Source organism: Pedobacter sp. WC2501 (assembly GCF_052682415.1).
In genome coordinates this window covers 3,193,827-3,216,462 of the sequence record NZ_JBQZFI010000001.1, presented here as the reverse complement: position 1 = coordinate 3,216,462, position 22,636 = coordinate 3,193,827, and the positions used below count along the sequence as shown (strand labels likewise).

Genomic DNA, 22,636 nt, shown 5'->3' with positions numbered 1-22,636 from the left:
GAAGCCATTGCAAAGGAATGACCATTATTTAAGCTTATTCCTCCACACCTTCAAGATGGGCAATTAGTTCGATTTCCAACGTTGCATCGGGCTCATAAAGCCTGCTTACCTGTACCCAGCTTGCAGCAGGGAAGTCGTCTTTATAGAACGCTTTTCTTGCACCATTATACTTTTTCATCGCTTCAATATCGGTAGTGTAAAGTGTCTCTTTAACAACGTTCTTTGAGGTAGCACCAAAGGCTTTGAGGCATTGATTAAGCCTTTCATAAACCCCGCTGATCCCTTTTGGACTCAGGTCATTTGTAGGAACGCCAGATATGTAAATTACCTTACCCGATTTAACAACCTGGGCATATCCAGCCATTGTATCTTGATCTTTACCACTGTTCCAATGCCATTTTTCCTTAGCTATTGTTAGCGGCTTCTTTTCCCGTTTACCTAAAGCAATATTTTCACGCTCACTGTTTTTGCAACTGCTAATGGCCAGCATAAACAGCAATAGAGCATAATTAATCAACTGTTTATATGTTTGTTTCATCATGATTGTACAAATTTCAGTTATCATTATTTTAGTATAGCTTTATTTTTAAGTTTAACGCCGTATTGATAAAGATCTTCATAGATTTCAAAGAATTTATGCTCTTCCTTTTCACTCAACGATGTATTGACGAACAGGATGACGCCAACTTCCTTTTTTAAATCAGAAAGCATAAAAACCCTTACCCCGGGATCCGATCCATTGTGCCCGATCCTGGTACCGCCCATCTTAGTCGCCCAGAAAATACCCGAATTGAGTGATTGCGGTTTTACATTTTCGGGTTTGTTAGCCTCATTAAACTGGAACCTGAGCATTTCCTTTACGCTCTCAGCTTTTAATACCTGCCTGTTTTTAAACTTCCCGTTGTTTAACAAACAGATAAAAAAATTGCTTAGATCATCTACAGATGTGCGTACGCCTCCATCCGGATAAGTGGTACAGCCATACAAGGGTATTTCCCTGACTTTATCATCTTGTTTCTCGTAAAGTTTTGTATGCTTTTTCAGGTTTACTTCAGCCATAAACCATCCGGTATCGTCCATCTTCAAGGGATCGAACAGGTACTTTTTACTGTATTCATTCAATTTTTGACCTGTCCTTACTTCGACGATATAACCCGCGAGTGCTGCTCCGATATTGGAATATTCACGGAATGTTCCTGGTTTATGGTTGAGGAAGTTTTCTTTCGAATAATACTTCCCACCAGGAATAAAATAGTTCTTTAGGAAATCACCCAATGCTTCCGGCGAGTCTTTACCATTAAAGTAAAGGCTATCGGTATAAAAGGGATACCTGTCGGTAAGTCCTGAAGTATGCGTGGATAAGTTTCGAAGGCTTATTTTTTCTTCCGGAAAATAAGGATTATGAATTTTGAAAGGGAGGTACTTGTTAATATCCTCATCCAGGGAAATTCCCCCCTGCTCTACCGCTTTCATGAGACAAGCACCCGTTACCGTTTTGGAAACCGATGCAATATTCATCAAAGTTGATGTGGTGAAAGCTGCACCGGTTTGCTGATCGGAAAATCCATACCCTTTTTTCCAGACAACTTTTTTATCAACAATAATGGCCGCACCGAGTCCGACAATTCCACTTTCAGACATCTTTTTACTGATAATGCTGTCAATGTTTGTGCTTCCGGCATTGTTTTGTGCGTAAACAGGTATAGTGCGAACCATTATTCCAATGCAAAACAGCAGTATTCGCTTGTAATTATTCATAAAAATTATATTTCATGTTAAATTAAGAATTTTATGATCGGTCTTATCCATCCAATACTTTTTTATGGTGCGTGGCCTATTTAATTACCAGTGCCTTTCTTTAACACCCTTTAATACAAATCCAGCGATATCTCCTACTAACTTTGTTGGAGAATTACAGTCGCAATTGCTCAGTCCTATTACATAAATATCCTCGCCCGGAATGTACACTGCCATTGTTTTAAAGCCAAAAATGCTGCCTCCATGTTCACGGGTTGGGGGTTCCGTTTATATCGCGGATATGCCAGCCGTAACCATAAGTATATTCCGTTCCATTGTTTAGTTTGTATTTGCTGAACGCCTTATTTGTTTCTTTCGTATTAAGGAGGAGATTATCGTTTAATGCCATTTGCCATTTCAACATATCACTTGCTGTCGACATTAGTGAACCCGATGAAAAGGGTACACTAAAACTGATCATGGTTTTGTTGACATATCCGGATTCTTTTTTTTGATACCCGTACGCCCTTTGATCGATGACTTTCCTGTCGCTTGCATAAGATGACCTGCTCATTCCAACTTTATCGAAAATTTGATTTTTGATAAAATCTTCATAACGAACTCCGGAAATGATTTCGATCAGATAACCTAATAGTACATATCCTGAATTATTGTATTCAAACTTTTCTCCTGGCGCAAAATCGGCAGGTTCGTTTTTGAAAAAATCTACCATCATTTTAGGCGTCATTTCCTTTTGCGCAATATCCGATAAGGCTTTCATTTTCGTGAAATCCTTTATTCCCGAAGTGTGTGTTAAAAGATGGTGTATGGTTATTTTCTCTCCATAGGGATAATCCGGAATGTACTTTAGAATAGGATCTTCCACTTTAAGTTTGCCCGCTTGTTCCAGCATGAGAATAGCTACTGCTGTAAACTGTTTGGTCATAGATCCCAGTTCGAAAACATTTTCAGGGCTCAGATTATCGCCCAGTTCCAGGTTCGCCTTACCAACAGCTTTTTGATAGATTGGCTTTCCCTTTCTGGAAACCATAAATACACCTCCTGGCCCGTTTGGATCCTTAAAATCCTTTAGAATCAAACTGTCAATCCCCTTTACAAGGTGCTGTGCGCGTAAGGATAACGCACAGCTAATCAGAAAAAACAGAAAAACCATCCGGCAAAAGGAATACTTACATTTTATCATAATAGATATTTATGATTAAGACGCAGAAACGAAAATGGAGGTTACAACGATACGCCTTCCCTGTCAATAAAACATCAATAGATTGATGAATTGCCCGGACTGGAGCTATATTTTAATTCTACTTGCTAAATCCTGAAACCTTAAAGTTACTCACCAGCACACCCGCATCATTAGCATATTCCCAGGGTGCCGTTATATAAAAGTTTTTAGCCGCAGCAGGACTGAACAAAATAGTATCTGCAAGTTTGATATTGTTGAGATATACAGCCATCCGTTCCCCGTCAACCGAGAGGACAATATGAAGCGGACGGTTAATCCATGGTTCAAGATCAAAGGTCGTATTTACAAATTTTTCGGGCTTATCGCTGCCTATGTTAACCTGGTTGGCATCGTAATAGTGCAGCTGTACGTAAGTACCAATATTGCTTGCGTACTGCCTGACGCTGTTATCACTTGCAAAACCAAATGACAGTGGAGCAATGTCTTTAATCTGGTCTGCCTTCGCAATGATATCAAAAGATAAGGTAAACCGCCCCGGATAGTTGAGCTGGCGGGAAAATTTGTAGATTGCCTTATCCCTTAAATCCAGCCATTTTCCTTTCTGGCCACTTGCTGTAACAACATTAGCCGCTCCATTGGTTTTGAAACTTGTGGCACTGGCTCCCGGTTGAAATGCCGAAAAATCTTCAGTAAAAACCAGCGAATCACCAGTCATGATATTGCTGTTGCCCGCGTTAATGGTAGCTCCTGATTTTTCTGAAGTGCTATTTTTGTCAATCTTTTTTTCAATGGCTTTGGCGGCTTTCTCTTTTGCTTTGTCAAGCAATCCGCCGATCTGGGCATGCGCCTCAATTCCGGAAATCAACATTAATGTGAGCAGCACGCCGGTAATTTTTTTATCTGTTCTCATGGTATAGACTTATTGTTTTGTAAAATTAATGCAGTTTGACCTTAACGATTTCGCCGTTTTCTTTTACCTCCACAAACTCTTCGATCCTGTCTTCATGGTCAACCGAATAGTTCTTCTGTTGATAATAATCTGTCTGTCCATAGCCATTGTAGCCACTGCCTGTATATTGGTTATATGTACCATAATGAGTATAGCCAAGAACCCCCTGTAGAAAATATTTTCCCGGCTTCATCTCAGGAAAAGTGAATTCTCCATCACTATTGGTAATTGCTTCGAGCCTATATCTGTAGGCTTGGTCGGAAAGATAAACATAGCGCCTCCTTCTAAGGCTTTCCTTGTCTTTTCTTATTTGGTACCAGGCCTCAAAATAAGGGGTAACGGGAAAAAGGGTTACTTTAATTTTATTGGCATAAATCCGTTGACCGGCTTTAAAGCCCATATTGTTTTTAGCTTTGGTAAAAGCAACTCCCTTTATCGTACCTGTACCTTTTGCCAGCATTTTTTTTGCCTGCAGGGAGTCGAATGCCATCTCCGGACGGAAGATCTCCACTTTGTCTTTTTTTTCTGGTTCTTTATACTGTGCAGAAACTACAGCTGTTGCTGATACCACATAAAAAAGTGTAAGGACATATTTTTTCAGCTTCATGATCTTCATTTTATGGATTAATAGTGGTTTCATAAGGAAGATTAAACGTACCATCGGTAATGTCAATTGCCTCTCCTGCGCTGTTTCTCACCGTTCCGGAAAAGGTTCCTTTGATACCCGTTTTGCTGATCGCTTCAATTTTTACGGTAAATACATCATCGCTATAAGAAGTATTGTAGATCAGCGTACCTTCAGTTTTTTGTATCGCGTAACGGGCGATCATTTCTTTTTCTACAGGTGTGGCATACGTTCCTGCGGTAATATTGCCGCCAAGCCTCCAGATCTCAAAATCCAGCGATGGTGGAACAGGTCCTGATGCGGGATAAGAAGTCTCTACACCACCAATAACAATATGTTCGAACCGGTTATCATCACCACCTCCCTGAAAATTCACACTATGGAAGTTTACGGCTTTTCCGCCAATCTTTGCACGGAAATAATAATCACCTGTGGGTTCACCCCCGCCATTATCATCTTTTGAGCATGCCGGAAGGCACATGGAGACGATTATAAAACATAGTATAACCAAAGCACTGTTTAAGTGCTGCCGGACAATGGTAGCTTTAGCTAAAAAAGCTTCTTTCAAGGGTAATGTTTTCATAGTTTCATGCTAATTTTGGTATAAGAGCAAAGCTATTGGATGTGGCCACTAAAAGAAATACCAGTTTTTACCGTTTTTTTTCTACTGGTTTTTAGGTATTTTCCCATAACAAATGGATGAAATAACAATGAGTTGGGAATTATGTCTGATATTTAGATGTAAATTTTCTTACATAAAAGGTAACCTGAGCTACGGCCAATGAATAAACTTCTTTTTTAACCATGACAAAATTTTTTCTATTCCTGATATGTATTTTGGTTTCATTTAAATCTGTTGGCCAACAGCAGGTTCCCCTTAATGAGCAGCATTATCTTGACAGCCTGCAGCACATTCTACAGAAAAAAATTACAGATAGCTCAAGAGCGAGCACCAATTTTCTATTGGTAGAATACTGGAAATACAAAGACACCTTAAAGAGTAAAGCCTACCTGGAGGCAGGTACAGCTGCCGCTAAAAACGATAAATTTTTAAATGCACTGGCACTTTTCTCTAAAGGGCAGTATTATTTCAACTGGAACAAAGCGAAGGCATCCGATGCTTTTAAAAAAGCTGCAGAAGCTCTTTCTCCATTCAACACTAAAATCGCCTATGCAAAGCGGGCTGCATCATGGTTTAATTATGCCTTGATGAATGTAGACAAAATGGGCTATGGTTTTATGACTAAAATAACCCTGGAAAAAGCTATTCCTATTATAGAAAAAACGGGCGATCCGGCACGCATCGCTTACTATTATACGCAGCTCGCCACTATTCTGATGAACAACTCCCAGTTTTCAAAAGCGACAGCCTATAATGAAAAAGCCATCGCCTTACTGGAAACCAAAAACCCTGGTTCTACTGATCTGTTGTTTTCCTATCTTTCAGGGGTAAGCATCTATTGTTACGACAACAAAGCCGACAAAGCCCAGGTACTTCTGGAAAAAGCACAACGGCTGCTGAAGCCATACCCCTCCTCTTTAAACTATCCGATATACTATTATAATGAGGCGCTTTACTACTCAACCAAAACGTTATACGATAAGGCACTTGCGAGTATAGACAAGGGGATTCCGCTAGCTAAAAAGTATAACCAAAAGCAAATCTACCAACAGTTTTTTTTTCGCAGATATGATATCTATCAGCAGCAGAAAAAATATGCCGAGGCCCGACAGATATTACTGGATATTGTTAAGGAAGGAACTTTGACCGCCAAAATGAATGACAGGGCAGAGATTTATTCGGAACTGGCGAAAATGAGCGAAAAGTTAAGGGATTATAAAGAGGCATACCACTGGCTGAACAAATACAGGCAGACCAATGACAGCATCAACAACGACCAGACAAAAGTAAAAATCAATGAGCTGGAGACAAAATACAGAACTGCAAGAAACCAGCAGAAAATACAGGCGCTGCAATCAGAAAACAGGCAGGCACAGCTTAATGCACGTAATGACCGTTTGTACAGGCTTATATTTGGTTTAGGATGTCTTTTCCTGCTCCTTTTACTCTTTTTCGTTCTGCTCACAGCCCGGAGCCGGCGCAAACTTGCCCAGCAAAAAGAGATTAATTACAAGCAACAGCTTAGCGAAATGGAAAAAAAGCAACAGCTCAAGATTACAAAAGCCATGCTTGAAGGTGAAGAGCTTGAAAGGGAACGTGTTGCAAGGGATCTTCACGATGGACTTGGCGGCATGCTGTCAGGAGTTAAGATAGGGCTTTCCGGCTGGACAGATACACAGCCCGGCATGTCCGGAGATAAAGACCTCCACCGCATTATCGGACAGCTGGACACCTCGGTTACGGAACTGCGCCGTATTGCCCGTAACATGGTACCTGAGACTTTACTGAAGTTTGGTCTTGAAATCGCTTTAAAAGACCTCTGCGAATTTTATATGCGTGATGGTTTGCGTATCACTTCAGAAATGTTCGGCATTCAGAAAAATATAGCGATGAATGTGCAGCTTAACATCTACCGAATCGTGCAAGAACTCATATCAAATGCAATCAAGCATGCCCATGCAGACAATCTTATACTGCAATGCAGCCAAAACGAAAATACTATTTTTATTACTTTTGAAGATAATGGCCAGGGCTTTGATATGGACACCCTTTCTGATAAAAAAGGAATGGGCCTTGATAATCTCAAGAACCGCATCGCCTTTCTGCAAGGGAAATTTGAAGTGCATTCTGCTCCTGGCGAAGGAACAAGTATAGATATAGAACTTAAAACCAATATCGATGAATAAACTGCTTACTGTTATCGTAGATGACCATCCAATTGTTATTGAAGGGCTTAAAACGCTACTTAAAAATGAAGACAATCTGGAAATTGTAGGCGGCTTTTCAAATGGGGCACAGCTCCTTTCTTATTTAAGCAGAAACCCTGTAGATCTTGTCCTGCTGGATGTTACCCTGCCGGATATTGGTGGGATGGAACTTTGCCAGATGATTAAAGAGCAATTCTCTGCTACCACTATACTCATCCTCAGCAACCATACCGAGCGAAGCATTATTATGCAAACCATACAGAACGGTGCCAGTGGCTATCTTCTCAAGAACAGTTCACTTGACGAACTTAGGCAGTGTATTGCAGCGGCCGTAAAAGGAGATATCTGTTACAGTAAGGAAGTAGTAGAAATTATCAGCCGCCCAACTAAAAACCAGTTGCGCAATACGCCACAGCTCACCAGAAGGGAAAAGCAAATCCTATCGCTCCTGGCGCAGGGAAAGACCAGTCAGAATATTGCCCAGGAGTTCTTTTTAAGTCCGCTGACTGTAGATACCCATCGGAGGAACCTGATACAGAAGTTTGAAGTCAAAAATGTCGCCGAACTGATAGCAGCTGCCCACCAGCAGCAATTGTTATAAACTTCCGGCCGGGCAAATTGATATGGTATCAGCTCTTCTTTTGTTCTTTTTTAACACCTGGATTTATGATGAAAATTATCAATCAAACATTTTCTTTCTTAATATGTATAATCCTCATTTTTTTATCTTGTGCACCATCGGCAGCACAAAGTCTTCCTTCCAATAAGGCTGCAGCTAAAAAACCTTTCTCATTTCCACCACAGATGGAAATGCATGTACTTTTCGATCCGACTTCTTTTCCAAGTGGACAAAAATCTTTTTTGATATACGAGCTATACTTAACCAATTTCAGTACATCAGCTATAAGTTTGCTAGGTATTGAATTAAGGGATACAAATAACGAAAACAGCAGCCCTATCGTATCTTTTGATGCGCTAGAACTGCATAACATGGTAAAAATTTTAGGTGTAGAGGACTCAAAGGATAATCTAACTATTGGAGGTGGTCAGAGCGCCATTGTATTTATTGAGGCCAGGTTAAACAGTTCCCTTTCTTTTCCTGAGAAAATAACACACCGGATAATCACAGGGAATGACTCTTTAGACGGGGCAGTAATGGTTACCCATAAAACAAACCTTAAAACACTTAGTCCTCCCGTAAAAGGTACCGATTGGATCGCCGCCGATGGCCCTGGCAACAGCGTTGATAATCATCATAGAAGAGGCGTTATTATCCTTAACGGGCGGGCGGTTAATTCTAGAAGATTTGCAATTGACTGGAAAAAGGTCAAAGATAGCCTGTCCTTTTCCGGCAATCCGCGCGATGTACATTCCTATTTTTGTTACGGCGACCAGGTTTTTGCGGTTGCTGACGGAAAAGTAATTGCTGCAAATGACGGCTTACCTGATAATATTCCGGGGCATGGAAAAGAATTTCATCCTGCTGTACCACTGACATTCGAGCAACTTGCCGGTAATAAAATAGTGATTGATCTCGGTAACGGTCAATATGCGCATTATATGCACCTACAACCCGGCAGTGTACGTGTTAAAGCAGGAGATCATGTCCGTAAAGGAGACATACTAGGCAAAATTGGCAATTCAGGGGATGCGCGTGAGCCACATTTGCATTTCGAAGTTACAACTTCCCCTATGTTACTTAAAGGAGAAGGATTGCCTTATTTAATTGATCATTACCGCTTAGGTTTTCAACAAGGTTTTAATGACATTCATAAAAACGAATTGCCTAAAGAGAAAGAAATTGTTGCTTTTATTAAATAAAACCCAGGAAGATAATATTGATTTTGCAAGAATAATAAAACATTCGGGTTCAAAACAAAAACGGCAACCCATTCACTGGGTTGCCGTTCATTACCTTTAAATGAAAGAAGTATTTTATAAATTATCTGTTTTCGATTCCAATGTGTTTTGTATTGCAGTAGGAATGTTAGATAGAAGATTATAACCAGTTGCTGATTCTATAGCATCAACACTTGTACGGTATGTTTTCCAGTTGATATTTAAGCCGTTTGTATTAGGCATGTTTACCGAAATAACACGGGTAGATGAAGTAATCCGGTTTAAATCGTCATTACCGTTTGCCAATACCACAATTACTTTCCAGGTATTGGATGGAACATTAACCCGACCGTTATCAATGGTATAGGTAATCCCTCCGTTACTACCCGTGCCGCCAGAACCATAAGAACCGCAGATGATGTAAACTTCATTTCCTGATGTAACCAGTGAACGGGCATAATTCTCAAGGTCAGCCCATGGCCCCTGGTTATTATTTGGTGCCTGTGGCATCATGTTACTCATTAAAAAAGTAGAAGAGTTGGCGGCTACTGATGCTGTTCTATCAGCAGAAGGACAATTGTGGCCACGATCGAAACCAGAGCCAGAGTAACTGCTGTTAGATACCTGATACCAGCCGGAAGGCAAAGTATTATCAGCCCGGAAATCGTCCTGACGAGAGGCTGAACCCAGATCTGAAGACGAGATATGCCAGCTTACCCAGTTAGGTGTAGCCCTGCTTTTGCTATATGAACTTGTATAATAGGTACGCTCCATCAAATAATTTTCAGGATAAGAAATGTTTGCAACTGCATTACTTGGGTTACCCAGTAAAAGGTTATTGTTATCTCCCGGAGTGGTAGTTGGAGGTGTTGTAGTTCCGCCACCTGTTGAAATGCTGAAATCATCGATATTGATACGGTTAGTACCGCCACTGATTTTGCGAACCTGAAAACGCACATTTCCGGAAATTGCCGTATTAAAAGTGACAGTTGATAAACTGGCTGCACTACTGGTGATGGTGTTTCCGGTTTGCTGCCAGCTCGACCCTCCGTTGGTTGAATACCACAATTGCCAGGTACTATTGCCGTCAGTACCATATTTGGCGTGTGCAATGGTAACAACATCAGCGCCGCTTACGTCGAAGTCCATGCCCAGTATCCCGGTATTGCGGATCCTTACAGACTGACTCCCGTTTTTGGCATCAGCAGCCAGATTTCCAATTAAAGCATCGTTCATGGTCCAGCTTCCGCTGCTTAATGTTACGGATGCAGTAGTATAACTGCTTTTTGTACCTGATTCGAAAGACTCCGGAAAACCTGAAACTACAGCTTGCTCGCTTGCTATAGCTGCTTTGGTGTTTAGTTTTTGCTCAAAGACACTTGCTCCTAGTTCGGTTTGATTTTCTTTTTTACAGGCAGCAAGGCCTAGGCACAATATGGCCAGTAAGCTTAATTTTTTTAATGCTTTCATGCTTAAATTTGGTTTGTTATGTAATTAGATTTTATTGCTAAGTTTCTATAGCGAAGGTTTCTATGGCCAGGCAGCTGCCATCGGATAGATAGCCAATAATCAGGACAGGGATCCTGCTTGCACCTTCTATGCGAATAACCTGTAAATGAGATAGGTTTTGATTTAAAAACAGCTGGATGGCCTTAATTTTTCGGGCATTTTCTACCATTGGCGCATCTGATGGGTCTACTTTGGAAACAAGGTGATGAAAAAATGCATCAGCATCCAGTTGTTTTAAATTAGAAAGATCAGCTTGATATTGAACGGCAATTTTATTCAATATACCATCAGGCGAAATCTTTCCCCAATTGACTACTTTAAATGGATTTTCTGATTCAGTAAAATACAATACCCCCGAAAGAAGCTCGGTAATTGTATCCAGGATATTGTTATACATGCAAATGGAATAGGGATGTTTACTATTTACAGCTCCTAAATTATTAAATATGCATGCAAACTATGCTAATAACAGATTATCATAGTGTTAATTTTTATATGCATTTAACTAAAAATGAATCTATTTATCGTGAGTTCGGAATAAGGCTGATTAAGATCCTATAAGGTACATAATTACAAGTATCTTCATATCAAAAAGAAAGCAATTTGTTATATTTAAATGTCGAATTTAAAGTTCATTTAGAACAAAATACCCGGACAGCGCCTTCCAAGATAACCTGCTGATAATCAAAAAAAAGGGCTGCTTTTTAACAAGCAACCCTTCAAAAAATCGACCATGAATCTGATCGATGAGGAGTTAAAATAGTAAAAGAATCACAAGTATATATTTACAATAAATAAATCAAACTAAGGGAATGAAATTTATAAAGTAAATATCAGCTTTAAGTCAAATCTAATTATGGGCGCAATTGGATGTCAAACCATCATTCGGGATTGCCGGAAGCAACCCCGAATGATATTAATGATACAGCCTGATCAGCCGGAAATCATCAATTACTATTAATATTTGTAACCATCGGTACAATCCGCAAGTTGGCCACAAAGAGTTGAAATTTCGACAATGCTTTCGAAGGGAAATTTTGATAATAATTTACAAATGCCACACCCGAATTTACACTCGCATTATCTGTAATATAGCTTTGCAAAGTACCTAAAGGGAGCCCCCCCGAGGTAGCCTTAAAATAGCTTAAAGGTATTGTTACGGTTTGCCATTGGTTGTTAAAATTATAAGAAGCGGTTGATAAACCAGCCCACCAGCCAAAATTATTGGTAGTGAAGGAGTTAGCACCCCCGTTGGAAATATTCATCCGGTAGGAAATTACACCCGAAGTCCAGGGTTGATTCATGTACAACTCAAACTGGATCCCCAGGTTGTTCATTTGCGTTGTGGCCGCTATCTGATTTGCCGAATTATCAATCACCTTTTGCAAGGCCTTAACCATCTGGAAACGTAAAAAACCTGTATTGTTCTTGTCATCGTTGCCTGTACCAACCGCTATATCTTTAGCTGCTAACGGAATAGCAATAACATTTTGCGGATTATTGGCCAGTTTGGTAGCCGCCGCAACATTGGCACCTGATAGTGTGGTATAACCAGTTCCTCCTGTTTGAGGTACCTGTGCATCGGTTGTTGTTTCCATAAATATCCCTTCCCTGTAATACATGTATGGAGGAGTAGAATATACAGTCCCATCAATTGTCAGGCTAATCGCGCCACTTTTATTCATATCAATACCGGCAGGCACAGTAAAGGCAATGGTGGTATCGGTTTTCGCTGCTATTGAAACGGCCAGACTGCCCGGCATCTCTACCTTAGTGGTGTTCTTGAGATTTTTTCCACTTACAATCACCATATCCCCGGGAAACGGCATAGTAGCCGAAACGCCATTAATGGCAGGAATACGATTGATATCGCGAAATACAAAATGATTATAAACCGCTTCTCCGTTTATCGTAACGATACGGATGGTGTTCCGTACAGTGGTATCGGCAATATCTCCCCCGGTTGGAAGGACAGCCGGTATAGCGAATATAATGTTGTTATCGGTAACATTTGCCGCAGAGAAAGAGGTAGCAACGCCATTGCAATAAATTGCGCGCAACCCCGAAAAACCATGCCCTTGCAAACGCACCCATGCGCCCAGGTTAGAAATATTGATCTGCACAGTAGGATTCGGGTACTGATTAGTCCATACCCCGTCAATCTTTATGTCAGCTGTGTTTTGTTTTTTACAGGATGACAGCGCAATACAGGAAAGCAATATGATGCCCATCCCCCAAATAAAATATTTTATATCGATAGCTCTTTTCATAATTATAAAGTTTAAAATTTGTAAGGAACAGGTGCGCCGTTCAAATTGGGATCGCTGTTAATTTCAGCGGCAGGATAAGGTAATGCCCAGATGTTCGACTTGGACCCAATAGCATGTACATAAGAACCCGCCGGGAGGTTATGCACCACCTGCTGTGAAATATAGCCGGCCTGAACCCGCGGAGAATTGTCCCAGCCTGCTGTATTAGGGAATCTTGGCGGATCATAGGTATACGAATAAGAAGCGTAGTTTGTAAAATTGGTTGTTGGATCACTGTCTTTCAATTTGTTGTTTAAAAAGTTAAGTGTCCAGTCCATATCGTAAAACGAGCGCCTCACCAAATCAGGCCAGTAGGTCATTTCATAAAACAGCTCTTTACGGCGTTCTAATAGTAAATCATTTCTTGTAACTAACGTATAAGCTTGATAGGCTGTTGGATTGAGGTAAAAAGCACGTTTTCTAACCTTATTGAAATTTTCCAGCGCTGTTGCATCTGAAGTTTGTGTTCCAGTGCCCATAATGGCTTCCGCATACATCAGGTAAACTTCCGACATCCGTAAAGCGGGTGATACCAAACCGCTGTTTCCTGCTACTGCTGCACCATCGGTATCTTTGTTACTTCCTACAACAAATTTTTTGATGTTACATTTTGTTTTGGAATTAGACGGCACTGTAAAACTGCCTGCTGCCAGCTGTGTACCCAGGTAGGCATAGTTTTGCCCTGGTATAAAAACGTTACCGCGCAATCGCGACTGCGCACCGTCCTGAACCAGCAACCGGAGCAGGTCATAAGAAATAAATACATTGCTTCCGCCGGTAAGGTTACCGGTTACATCGCCGTTAAAAGAAAGATTATTTAATACATTTCCCAAGCCGTAATCTGCAGCACCTGGTAAAAATTGATAGCCGAAAAGCACTTCTGCATTATTATTGGTTTGTACTTTCCATATATCTTCATAATTATCAAGCATTCTGTAAGATGACAGGTTAATTACGTCCAGACAAGCCTGCTTCGCCAAATCAAAATATTTCTGTGCCATTTCCGCATTGCTGCTTGCACCATTTCTCTTTAAATAGTCGCTTGAAAACCGGCCTCCCATAGCGTAATCTGCACCGGTAAGCAGTACCCTGGCAAGCATAGCCTCAGCACTGTATTTGGTTACCCGTCCTTTGCTATCTGTAGCCGGCAGGGTTTGAGCGGCAATCGTCAGATCGTTGATGGCATATTGCAGCACATCTTCAAATGAATTAGGCGGCACCAATGTATTCAGTACATATTGTCTTGGATCATCGATAATCGGCACATCATGCCATAACATCGCCAGATACCAATAAGAATAGCCCCTGATAAAGCGGGCTTCTCCCTCACAACCTTTGGCCCGTGTTGCATCTACACCGTTGGTTATACTCAGCGGTACATAATCATTTATAATGTAGTCTGCTTGAGTTACTGCTACATATAACGATCCCCAGGTTTGAAATAATTCGTTAAAGTTAGAATTTTCGGCAAATAAGGCTAAAGCTGAAATTGTGCCTGTAACCCCATCAACATAAACATTATTGGCTCGCCCCTCTGTAATGGTTCGCGCATAATCATTAAATTTATTCCATGGCGTTGCGTACAGGAAAGCAGTGGTTGCCCGAAGGTCTTCAATTGTTTTGAAAGAGTTGCTTACCTGCTTTTGTGTATCAGAATGCACTTCAAGGTATTTTTTACATCCGGAGAAAAAGGTTAGCCCCAGTGTACATAGAAGTGTAATAAGTATATTTTTATTTTTCATGATAATAAGGGTTAAAAGTTCATATCCAAACCAAATGTGTAGAAACGGGATGAGGGTATTCTACCGCCATCTACACCATAAGTGAGCATATTTTGGCCGTTAAGGGAACCCACTTCCGGGTCATACCCACTGTATTTACTGAATGTGATGACATTTTGCAGGTTAGTATAAACACGTACGCTTTTAATAAACATTTTTTCCAAAAGCTTGGTAGGGAACTTGTAGCCCAGTGAAACGTTTTGAAGTCGTAAATAAGAAGCATCCTCTACATAACTATCGCTAAAAATGCTATTATTCGTGTTTTGAACAGACATTCTGCCTAAACTGGGATCTGCTCCCGGCAATACGTACACATTCCAGATATTGGTATTTGCAGAATTGCTGTCCTTATAACCTAACTTGGCATAGTTGGTTACAATTTCACGAACATTGGAAAGACTTCTGGGATCGTCAGTCCGGCTTCTAAGGATATTGAATACCTTGCCACCAATAGATCCGTTAAAGAAAAAGCTGAAATCAAAATTCTTGTAAGAAAAGCTGTTGGTAAGGCCAAAAGTAAAACTTGGAAAAGGGCTACCCACATTGGTAATATCTCTCTCATTAACAATACCATCATGGTTAACATCCGCAAACAGCAAATCTCCTATGTAAGTTGAGGTAATCAGCGTTGCATCGGTGTTATTGATTATGGTACCGGTTTTATATTTAAAAGTTGGGGTAATTACTGTGCTTGTACCATTGCCATTATCTTTCAGAAAGTCAGCGGCGGAGTTAATACGCCCGATCATTTGATAAGCATAAAACTGGCTCACGGCGCTTCCTGCGCTTGTGGAGGTAATGATATTTTTTCCGTTCGATGTATCGTACATTGGAATGCTCGCTGTAGCAGTATTCATCCGGGTAACCATGTTCCGGTTATAGGTAAAAATGGCCGTAGTTTTCCATGTGAAGTTATCCCTGGTAATATTCTTTGTATTTACAGTAAATTCGAAACCCTTATTTTGAAGGGCACCAATGTTGTACCAGGGTGCTTGTGCAGATCCTGGAATGTCTGATGTACCGGTAAAGGCAGGCAGGCTTAACCGAAGAAGCAAGTCGTCGGTTTTCTTAATGTATGAATCAAATACCAACTCAACCCGGTTATTTAATATCGTCAGGTCCATACCCGCATTCCATGATTTTGTAGTTTCCCAGGTCAGGTTAGGATTTGAAATATTTGCGGTTTGTAAACCGGTACCCTGGCTATTTGTACGGATGTTGGACAGGTTGCTGTCGTAGGCAAAAGCGGCTACATTAGAGTTACCCACGATACCGTAGCTAAGCCTTAATTTGGCATTGCTGATGCTTCCCTTAAGCGACTTGAAAAAAGGCTCTTCAGAAAGACGCCATGCTATCGCTGCCGATGGAAAAGCACCCCACTGATGACCTGGAGCAAAATTTGACGAGCCATCCCAACGCATCGTTCCGGTAAACAAATACCTTTCTTTGTAATTATAAGTAGCGCGACCAAAAAATGACATCAGCCTGGAGTTATATCCGCTTCCATTGTTTGTGGCGTAATTAGCATCGCCCGCGTCTAGTCCAGTTAGCACGTTAGAGCCATACTGACGGCTCCCGGTCAGGTAATCGCCTCTCCTGCTGATCATCTCCTGCCCAAGCATTAAACTTGTACGATGATTTGTACCAAACGATTTATCTATGTTCAGGATATTCTTCCATCCCAGGTAAAAATTATACGTTTTATCGTGCTTGTTTTCTGTATTGGCCTTGATTGATGCGCCGAACTGGTAGGCCGGCAAAAACTGCAGGTAATTATCTGTATTGGCATCAACATTCACCTCGGACCTGAAACTGATTCCCTTTGCCGGAAGCAATTGCAGATACAAATTACCCCGGGTATCAAAACGCTCCCTGGTACGGGTATTTAACATGGCTAACGCAACCGGATTTGAAAAACCAAGGGTATTGGCATCAAGGTCTGAAGTTGGACCGGCAAATGAACCATCGGCATTACGAATCGGAACTGCCGGACTTTGAAACAGTGCATTACCTACAGCTCCGAATGTGGAGATTGCTGTGCTTTGCTTATCCTGGGTAACATTGACCGTAGCGCCTATTTTGGCCCAGGGCTGAATTTCGTTATCCATATTTACCCGGAAAACAAATCTTTTATAATTAGCACCGAGCACAATGGCATCCTGGTTCAAATAACCTCCTGAAACACTATAGGTGGATGCTTTATTACCACCACGGACAGATAAATCGTATGATTGCATAGGTGCAGTCTTAAACAATTCTTTCTGCCAGTTAGTGCCTTCGCCAAGATACTCCGGAAAACTAAAATCTGCTCTCCGGCCATAACCAAGCACATCCGAAAAATCATTATGGTGTTGCGCGTATTCGCTAAGGTTCATCATATTGATGCGCTTCGGCAGTTTTTCAAGCCCGTACCGTGCATTAAAACTTAAAACAGGGCTGGCGTTTTTTCCTTTTTTCATGGTAATCAACACTACCCCATTAGCACCCTGAGATCCATATATAGCAGTGGCCGAAGCATCTTTTAAAACTTCAACACTTGCGATATCGTTTGAGTTGATGCTGGCCAAAGGGTTAACGTCGTTGTTTCCTGTTTGGCCGCTGATGATCACCCCATCAATCACATAAATGGGCTCATTGGTGCTGTTAATGGAATTGACCCCACGAATCTGAACAGAACTTCCGCCACCGGGTACACCCGAATTCATTGTACTTTGCAGTCCCGCTATCCGCCCTTGTAAGGCCTGGTCCAACGTAGTCACAACCGAATTAGCAAACACATCTGATCCGATAGAGGATACAGCACCGGTTAAATCGCTTTTACGCATCGTAGAATACCCCACCTGTACCACTACTTCGTCCAGGTTCTTTACGTCTGCTATTAACTTTACATCAATTACCTTTTTATTATTTACGGTTATCAATTGTGCAATAAAGCCTAAAGAAGAAAATTTTAAGATAGCCCCTGGCGGAACCGATATTTTATACACCCCATCCTGATTGGTGGTGGCACCTTTTGAAGTGCTTAACTGCGATACGGAAACTCCCGGTAATGCTCCCCCGGCTTTGTCTGTTACACGGCCTGAAACCGTAATGTCCTGCGCTGCTACAGACAAAGAGGATAGCAGGATAAGGATACTAATGGGGATTTTAGTAAAAATTTTAGTCATTCTCATTATTAAATTTGGTTTTAAATCAACTACCAGGTTGCGAATACGCTGTCCAAATTCAGCACTATAATTTGGGGATACTTATCAACGACATACTTGGCAGACGAACTATTTGGTTATTAGAGCGCAAGAAAGCAAATACTGACGGTAGCATTTTTTTCTTGTCTTTTATTGCCTCAAAAGTAGAAACACACAACTGTCTAAGCTTCGACAATTGAGTAATATTACAATACAAATGTTCAACTGATGAACATATATCATATTTCCTGCTGTTATTATAAACGAAATTTCTATTTACTATAATTGCTTCCCGCCTCTTTGCAGTATTGTTTTGGCTGGAAATCCAAGACCAGTTCTCGGAGAGATTTGGTTAACATCTCTTGAGTTATGCTATCTGCAAGGCCTATGTTTTGGAATCAATTTTAAGCCTGTTTAAAATTAAATAAAATTTATTCGTATGTCAGTCTGAGCGTAGTCGAAGACCATTTCAACACATTAATAAAGCAATCGACTACGCTCAGTGTGACAGCAAAAGGCCATTAATATTTGTTATAAAAATTTAAACAGGCTCTTAAATAATTAAACTTTTCTTTGTGTTTTGAGCTATTTTTTCTAAATTGCCAATGCGAAATAATAATAAACAGAATTTTCAACTTAGACAGAGAAGCAATTAAGTAAGCAAATCAATTTTAACAATATTCCTGGGTGAGCGGTTTGGCACCGTATCTAAATTTTCTCTGAAAAGAGTTTATTGTTGTTTCGCAGCACCCAGGATCTTTTTAACAATGTTATGCGAAACAACAATTTTAAAAATCAAAACACACAGCTCCCTGCTCAGGTTGCAGCTGAAACAAACCAAATGAATGTATTACCTGCAATTTGTGCTGTAAAGGCTACCTTACATCATATTGATTGTAATATTTCTGAAATCATGATGACTTTGCCACGCTACACCGGATGGGCAGAATTTTTAGAGGATGGACAAAATTCCATTCGGGAATATGTGTATCAGCTCACCCGGCATTGGATTCAAATTACTCATTTCTTTATAGAAACCGGAACCATCACCGCTAATGGTACAATAGCCTCTTGCTTTTTACCACGCAGGTTCGATATCCCTTTAGGCAAATTTTATAAACCAATGGTGCCCGGTTCCTGGGTATTAGCCGATCAACACCCGCACCATCCAAAATATCACCAAAAAGGATCAAGCAAAAATTTATCAGCATTGATGGCTATTGCAGGCACTAGAAATGATGTTGTTTATCATCAAACAGGACCTAATACCATGCTTTGCGGCATTCCTTTCGAAAGCAAATCAGCCTACTTTGAAAAAGGCGATATTCCGATCGGGCATTTCCAAAAGAACGGAATTGAATATCTGGTTATTTACAGTTATGTTGCTGATGGGAAAGGAAGTGTTGAGTGAGGTAAAATGAAATTGATAATTTAAATTTTAGCCCTTGCGGATGGTGAGGGCTAACCTTTCCAACACTGTACTTTAAGCGCTCTGGCGTGTGATTAGGAACGGCTATCGCTTTAAAATTAGAAGGAATGCAAAACATTACAATAAATATCTCTTCATGCTAAAAATTATTTTTTGGGTTTTAGGGCATCGACCACTGTCGGAATACTAGCGATACGATAAGAAAAGTAGAAGATTTGTTATATAAGTTAACTATGGTCTTAGCGAGATGCTAAGACCAGTTAGGGGATCATTATTATATAGAGTCCTATTTTTTTCATCTATTCGGAAGGGTTTTTACAAATGGATGGGATTTATATCCCGTCCAAGGAGTGGAGATTTATTATTTGTATTTTAAAATATATAGCTCCTTCGGAAATTTTCTATTAAAATAATATATCTCTTTCAATTTCACATTCCGCGAAATCATTAAGAATATTTTTCCATTAATATTGATGTGGTAAGCGTCAGTAATGCTGGCTTGAATTATTGGTTTAGTATTAAAGAGTTGCATAAACTTCTTGGATTTTGCAATTTCAACATTAGAGAATTCCAAATAACCAATTGGTTTCCATATTGCAATTTTATCAAATTGATTTCCATTAAAAAATTCACGAAATTCCATCAAATATCTTTTCCCTTTGAAATGAATTATACTATCTGTTTCTAAAACATAGTACGGATCTGGAATTTTATTGGCCTTGATTTTTTCCAGTACATTGATTTTATCCTGTGCATTTGCAATCTGAGTACAGAAAAGAAATAACACCATTAATTTAATTAATTTTTTCATGGGCGAACAATCTACTTTTAGGAATTTCTGTGCGTTTTTCAACGATTATATCAATTCATCAGTCTGTCTCTTATCTACCTGACTAACAATCTTTTCTATAACACTTCTGGGCTCAAAGTTCTATGAATTAGCCTTGGGATTATCAAGATTACAATACTAAAACAAGTTTCAGATCCCGACAAGCAAATGTTTCTAACGGTCTTATACCACTTCCCAATATGCAAGATAACACCAGATGCAGATTCTCTGTTCCGAAAGTATTTATTTTCTTTAACTTGTTTCCCACTACAGTGTACTGAGTTTAAATGTAATTTGTGTCGGCAGGTTAAAAAAAATAGTCGGTCTTATTCATTTATCCGTAGTCAGCCCACACACAATGCAAATCACACAAGACTACGGACAGGGGCGTTTTCACATTAAATAAAAGTAAAACAACCACTAAGTTATTTGCTGGTTTTTATGTTGATTTTCATTAGAGGGTAAATACTTTAAAGAGCCTGTTTAAAAATTATATAAAATTAATTCGTATGTCAGTCTGAGCGTAGTCGAAGACCATTTCGCATTAATAAAAGCAATCTATTACGCTCAGGGTGACAACAGAAGGCTATGTAATATTTGCTATAAAAATTTAAACAGGCGCTAATATTAAAAAGATTTATTTTTTAACTGATTTTTTTTTTAAGTTATTTATTATTTTATCCTGCTCATCAATACGTTTTTTCTGTTTTATATCCGATTCTTCCAGACGGATGAGATGTAGGGTAAGTTCTTCTACTTTTTTTAAAAGTTTAGCCTGGATTTCTCCCAGGTTTTGACCTTCTTTCGCAACAACATCAGCAGACGGCATATCAGGAAGGTGACCGTATTGTTCGATGTAGCTCATTGTTTCTTTAAGAGTAGGCAGAATGTATTTTTTCTCAAAAACATAATCAGGCCAGTTGGTAGCCTCTACCTTAACCTCTTTTGCACGGATGTTTCCATTAACGGAAAGTCTTTCCGCAGCATTGGGAACACCAATACCAAGATTTCCGTTTTTGTTTAGGTTCATTATTACACTTTCAAGATCAGTACCTGCATCTCTTTTCAGCCACTGAAATAAAGGCAATTCAGATATCCTTGTATCAATTCTAAATGCCGCTCCTACATAAGCATTATTTTTATTTGCTTCTCTGAAATTAACACTCATATTAAAAAGAGGTGTTGTTCCTCCCACTTCAGTATTAAGTCCAAATGGAATTTCAGCGCTAGAAAACTGAATATTACCTTTAATATCCAATTTTGCCTGTGGATTCAGGGTTCCCATGCCTACGTTACCTTGGGTCGGGAACGTATTATTGTCTTGTGCGAAACCAAGTTTTATGGTTATCATTAATATTAGTACAAGCGTTATCTTCTTCATTTTTGTTTTAGTTTAGTTTAGTTTCGAGTTTTTTTAACCTTTCTTCAATTTTCAAAAGCAATTTGCCTTGGGTTTCTAACTGATTTTCCTTGTCAATCAGATGCATGGTCAGTTCTTCTATTTTTTTCAATAATAATTTATTCATCTCTCCCAGCTGAATGCCTTCTTTTTCGACCTGAGCCACACTTGGTATTTCAGGCAGATGTTTATTTGCTTTAATGTAACGCTCCAATTCTTTCAACGTTTCAACATTGTACCCCTCTTCAAAAACATAATCAGGCCAATTGGCGCCTTCTACTTTGATTTCTTTTGCGCGTATATTACCATTAACAGAAAGCGTTTCTTGTGGGTTGACTGTTCCTATACCTACTCTTGCCGCATTCAGAATAATGGGCTGGTTACCACCTCCTGTTTTAAAAACGATAGGGTAATCATTGTTCATAAAATTCATGATAGTAAAATCATTATCTATGGATAATACTCTTGCATCGCCCGTACCCAATCTGCTTGGATAAAAATGCGACTTTCCATAAACCGTTAATGGCACTTCAGGATTAGATGTTCCGATTCCAAGATTACCCTCAGCAGAAAGAAACAATCTATCCAAGGCACTAAAACTCCCATTATTTGCAACACGAAATCCATTTCCTATACGTGTACCACCCGTAAAATCGCCCCCATAGTTTAAGCTGAATACATTGTCGGTATCATGTACCAATGCCCTACCTCCTGTACCCCGATCGGGGAAGCGAAAAATAACATCGGCAGCACCATTGAAATAAAATTGTGGAGTTTGCGCATAACTGAATTGATACGTTACCAGGAACGGTAACAGCGAGCATAAAAACTTGAGGTGTTTCATTTTGTTGGTTATTTTAGATTATTTAATTAAAATATTCGTGCAATCATAAACAGGAAGGAGGGGAAAAATCTACCTCGGTTTATGATCAATCAATAAATTGTGATCAAGCTACCACATCTCCTCCAAAAAGAAAAATATTTTTGACGAACGATGCTTTTCGAGTGATAT

At 39.9% G+C, this 22,636-nt stretch carries 18 protein-coding genes; 4 read left to right on the top strand and 14 right to left on the bottom strand.

The features are described from left to right. Positions 1–34 precede the first annotated feature (34 nt). The 6 genes from ACUN24_RS13755 to ACUN24_RS13730 form a co-directional block, all read right to left on the bottom strand. The gene (locus ACUN24_RS13755) at positions 35–541 is read right to left on the bottom strand and encodes a RidA family protein (protein WP_445562998.1); all 507 of its coding nucleotides are present in this window, start codon (positions 539–541) and stop codon (positions 35–37) included. 23 nt (positions 542–564) lie between these two features. Then, the gene (locus ACUN24_RS13750; RefSeq protein WP_445562997.1) at positions 565–1,716 is read right to left on the bottom strand and encodes a serine hydrolase domain-containing protein; all 1,152 of its coding nucleotides are present in this window, start codon (positions 1,714–1,716) and stop codon (positions 565–567) included. Between the two features lie 289 nt (positions 1,717–2,005). Next, a complete protein-coding gene (locus ACUN24_RS13745) occupies positions 2,006–2,941 on the bottom strand; it encodes a serine hydrolase domain-containing protein (RefSeq protein WP_445562996.1) in 936 nt (311 codons plus the stop codon). A gap of 118 nt (positions 2,942–3,059) precedes the next feature. After that, positions 3,060–3,851 (bottom strand): hypothetical protein, encoded by a 792-nt coding sequence (locus ACUN24_RS13740; RefSeq protein ID WP_445562995.1) that lies wholly within the window; start codon positions 3,849–3,851, stop codon positions 3,060–3,062. 25 nt (positions 3,852–3,876) lie between these two features. Continuing rightward, the gene (locus ACUN24_RS13735; RefSeq protein WP_445562994.1) at positions 3,877–4,530 is read right to left on the bottom strand and encodes a carboxypeptidase-like regulatory domain-containing protein; all 654 of its coding nucleotides are present in this window, start codon (positions 4,528–4,530) and stop codon (positions 3,877–3,879) included. Further along, positions 4,508–5,098 carry a hypothetical protein gene (locus ACUN24_RS13730; RefSeq protein WP_445562993.1) on the bottom strand — a complete coding sequence of 197 codons (591 nt, stop codon included), beginning with the start codon at positions 5,096–5,098 and terminating at the stop codon, positions 4,508–4,510. Before ACUN24_RS13730 ends, ACUN24_RS13735 begins: the two co-directional genes overlap by 23 nt. 221 nt (positions 5,099–5,319) lie before the next feature. Here ACUN24_RS13730 and ACUN24_RS13725 point away from each other — a divergent pair, with 221 nt between their 5' ends. From ACUN24_RS13725 to ACUN24_RS13715, 3 genes are all read left to right on the top strand, one after another. Then, positions 5,320–7,323: a tetratricopeptide repeat-containing sensor histidine kinase gene (locus tag ACUN24_RS13725; RefSeq protein WP_445562992.1), complete on the top strand. Its 2,004-nt coding sequence runs from the start codon at positions 5,320–5,322 to the stop codon at positions 7,321–7,323. After that, positions 7,316–7,945: a response regulator gene (locus tag ACUN24_RS13720; protein ID WP_445562991.1), complete on the top strand. Its 630-nt coding sequence runs from the start codon at positions 7,316–7,318 to the stop codon at positions 7,943–7,945. The genes ACUN24_RS13725 and ACUN24_RS13720 overlap by 8 nt, the downstream gene beginning before the upstream one ends. Positions 7,946–8,010: 65 nt before the next feature. After that, complete coding sequence (locus tag ACUN24_RS13715; RefSeq protein WP_445562990.1) at positions 8,011–9,165, top strand: M23 family metallopeptidase; 1,155 nt, start codon at positions 8,011–8,013, stop codon at positions 9,163–9,165. Between the two features lie 114 nt (positions 9,166–9,279). Here the strand turns inward: ACUN24_RS13715 and ACUN24_RS13710 are convergent, their stop codons facing one another. The 5 genes from ACUN24_RS13710 to ACUN24_RS13690 all read right to left on the bottom strand — a co-directional run bounded on the left by ACUN24_RS13710 (position 9,280) and on the right by ACUN24_RS13690 (position 17,949). Beyond that, complete coding sequence (locus ACUN24_RS13710) at positions 9,280–10,653, bottom strand: DNA/RNA non-specific endonuclease (RefSeq protein WP_445562989.1); 1,374 nt, start codon at positions 10,651–10,653, stop codon at positions 9,280–9,282. A 37-nt stretch (positions 10,654–10,690) separates the two neighbouring features. After that, the gene (locus tag ACUN24_RS13705) at positions 10,691–11,089 is read right to left on the bottom strand and encodes a nuclease A inhibitor family protein (RefSeq protein WP_445562988.1); all 399 of its coding nucleotides are present in this window, start codon (positions 11,087–11,089) and stop codon (positions 10,691–10,693) included. 550 nt (positions 11,090–11,639) lie between these two features. Further along, positions 11,640–12,962, bottom strand: coding sequence for a glycan-binding surface protein (locus ACUN24_RS13700; RefSeq protein WP_445562987.1), 1,323 nt, complete (start codon positions 12,960–12,962; stop codon positions 11,640–11,642). 11 nt (positions 12,963–12,973) lie between these two features. Then, positions 12,974–14,743 carry a RagB/SusD family nutrient uptake outer membrane protein gene (locus ACUN24_RS13695; protein ID WP_445562986.1) on the bottom strand — a complete coding sequence of 590 codons (1,770 nt, stop codon included), beginning with the start codon at positions 14,741–14,743 and terminating at the stop codon, positions 12,974–12,976. An 11-nt stretch (positions 14,744–14,754) separates the two neighbouring features. Continuing rightward, on the bottom strand, positions 14,755–17,949 hold the full coding sequence (locus tag ACUN24_RS13690; RefSeq protein WP_445562985.1) for a SusC/RagA family TonB-linked outer membrane protein: 3,195 nt from the start codon (positions 17,947–17,949) through the stop codon (positions 14,755–14,757). A 790-nt stretch (positions 17,950–18,739) separates the two neighbouring features. Here ACUN24_RS13690 and ACUN24_RS13685 point away from each other — a divergent pair. Beyond that, positions 18,740–19,378: a hypothetical protein gene (locus ACUN24_RS13685; RefSeq protein WP_445562984.1), complete on the top strand. Its 639-nt coding sequence runs from the start codon at positions 18,740–18,742 to the stop codon at positions 19,376–19,378. A 379-nt stretch (positions 19,379–19,757) separates the two neighbouring features. Here the strand turns inward: ACUN24_RS13685 and ACUN24_RS13680 are convergent, their stop codons facing one another. The 3 genes from ACUN24_RS13680 to ACUN24_RS13670 form a co-directional block, all read right to left on the bottom strand. Next, a complete protein-coding gene (locus ACUN24_RS13680) occupies positions 19,758–20,207 on the bottom strand; it encodes a hypothetical protein (protein ID WP_445562983.1) in 450 nt (149 codons plus the stop codon). Between the two features lie 655 nt (positions 20,208–20,862). Further along, a complete protein-coding gene (locus ACUN24_RS13675) occupies positions 20,863–21,606 on the bottom strand; it encodes a hypothetical protein (RefSeq protein WP_445562982.1) in 744 nt (247 codons plus the stop codon). Positions 21,607–21,613: 7 nt separating this feature from the next. Beyond that, the gene (locus ACUN24_RS13670) at positions 21,614–22,468 is read right to left on the bottom strand and encodes a hypothetical protein (RefSeq protein WP_445562981.1); all 855 of its coding nucleotides are present in this window, start codon (positions 22,466–22,468) and stop codon (positions 21,614–21,616) included. Positions 22,469–22,636 lie beyond the last annotated feature (168 nt).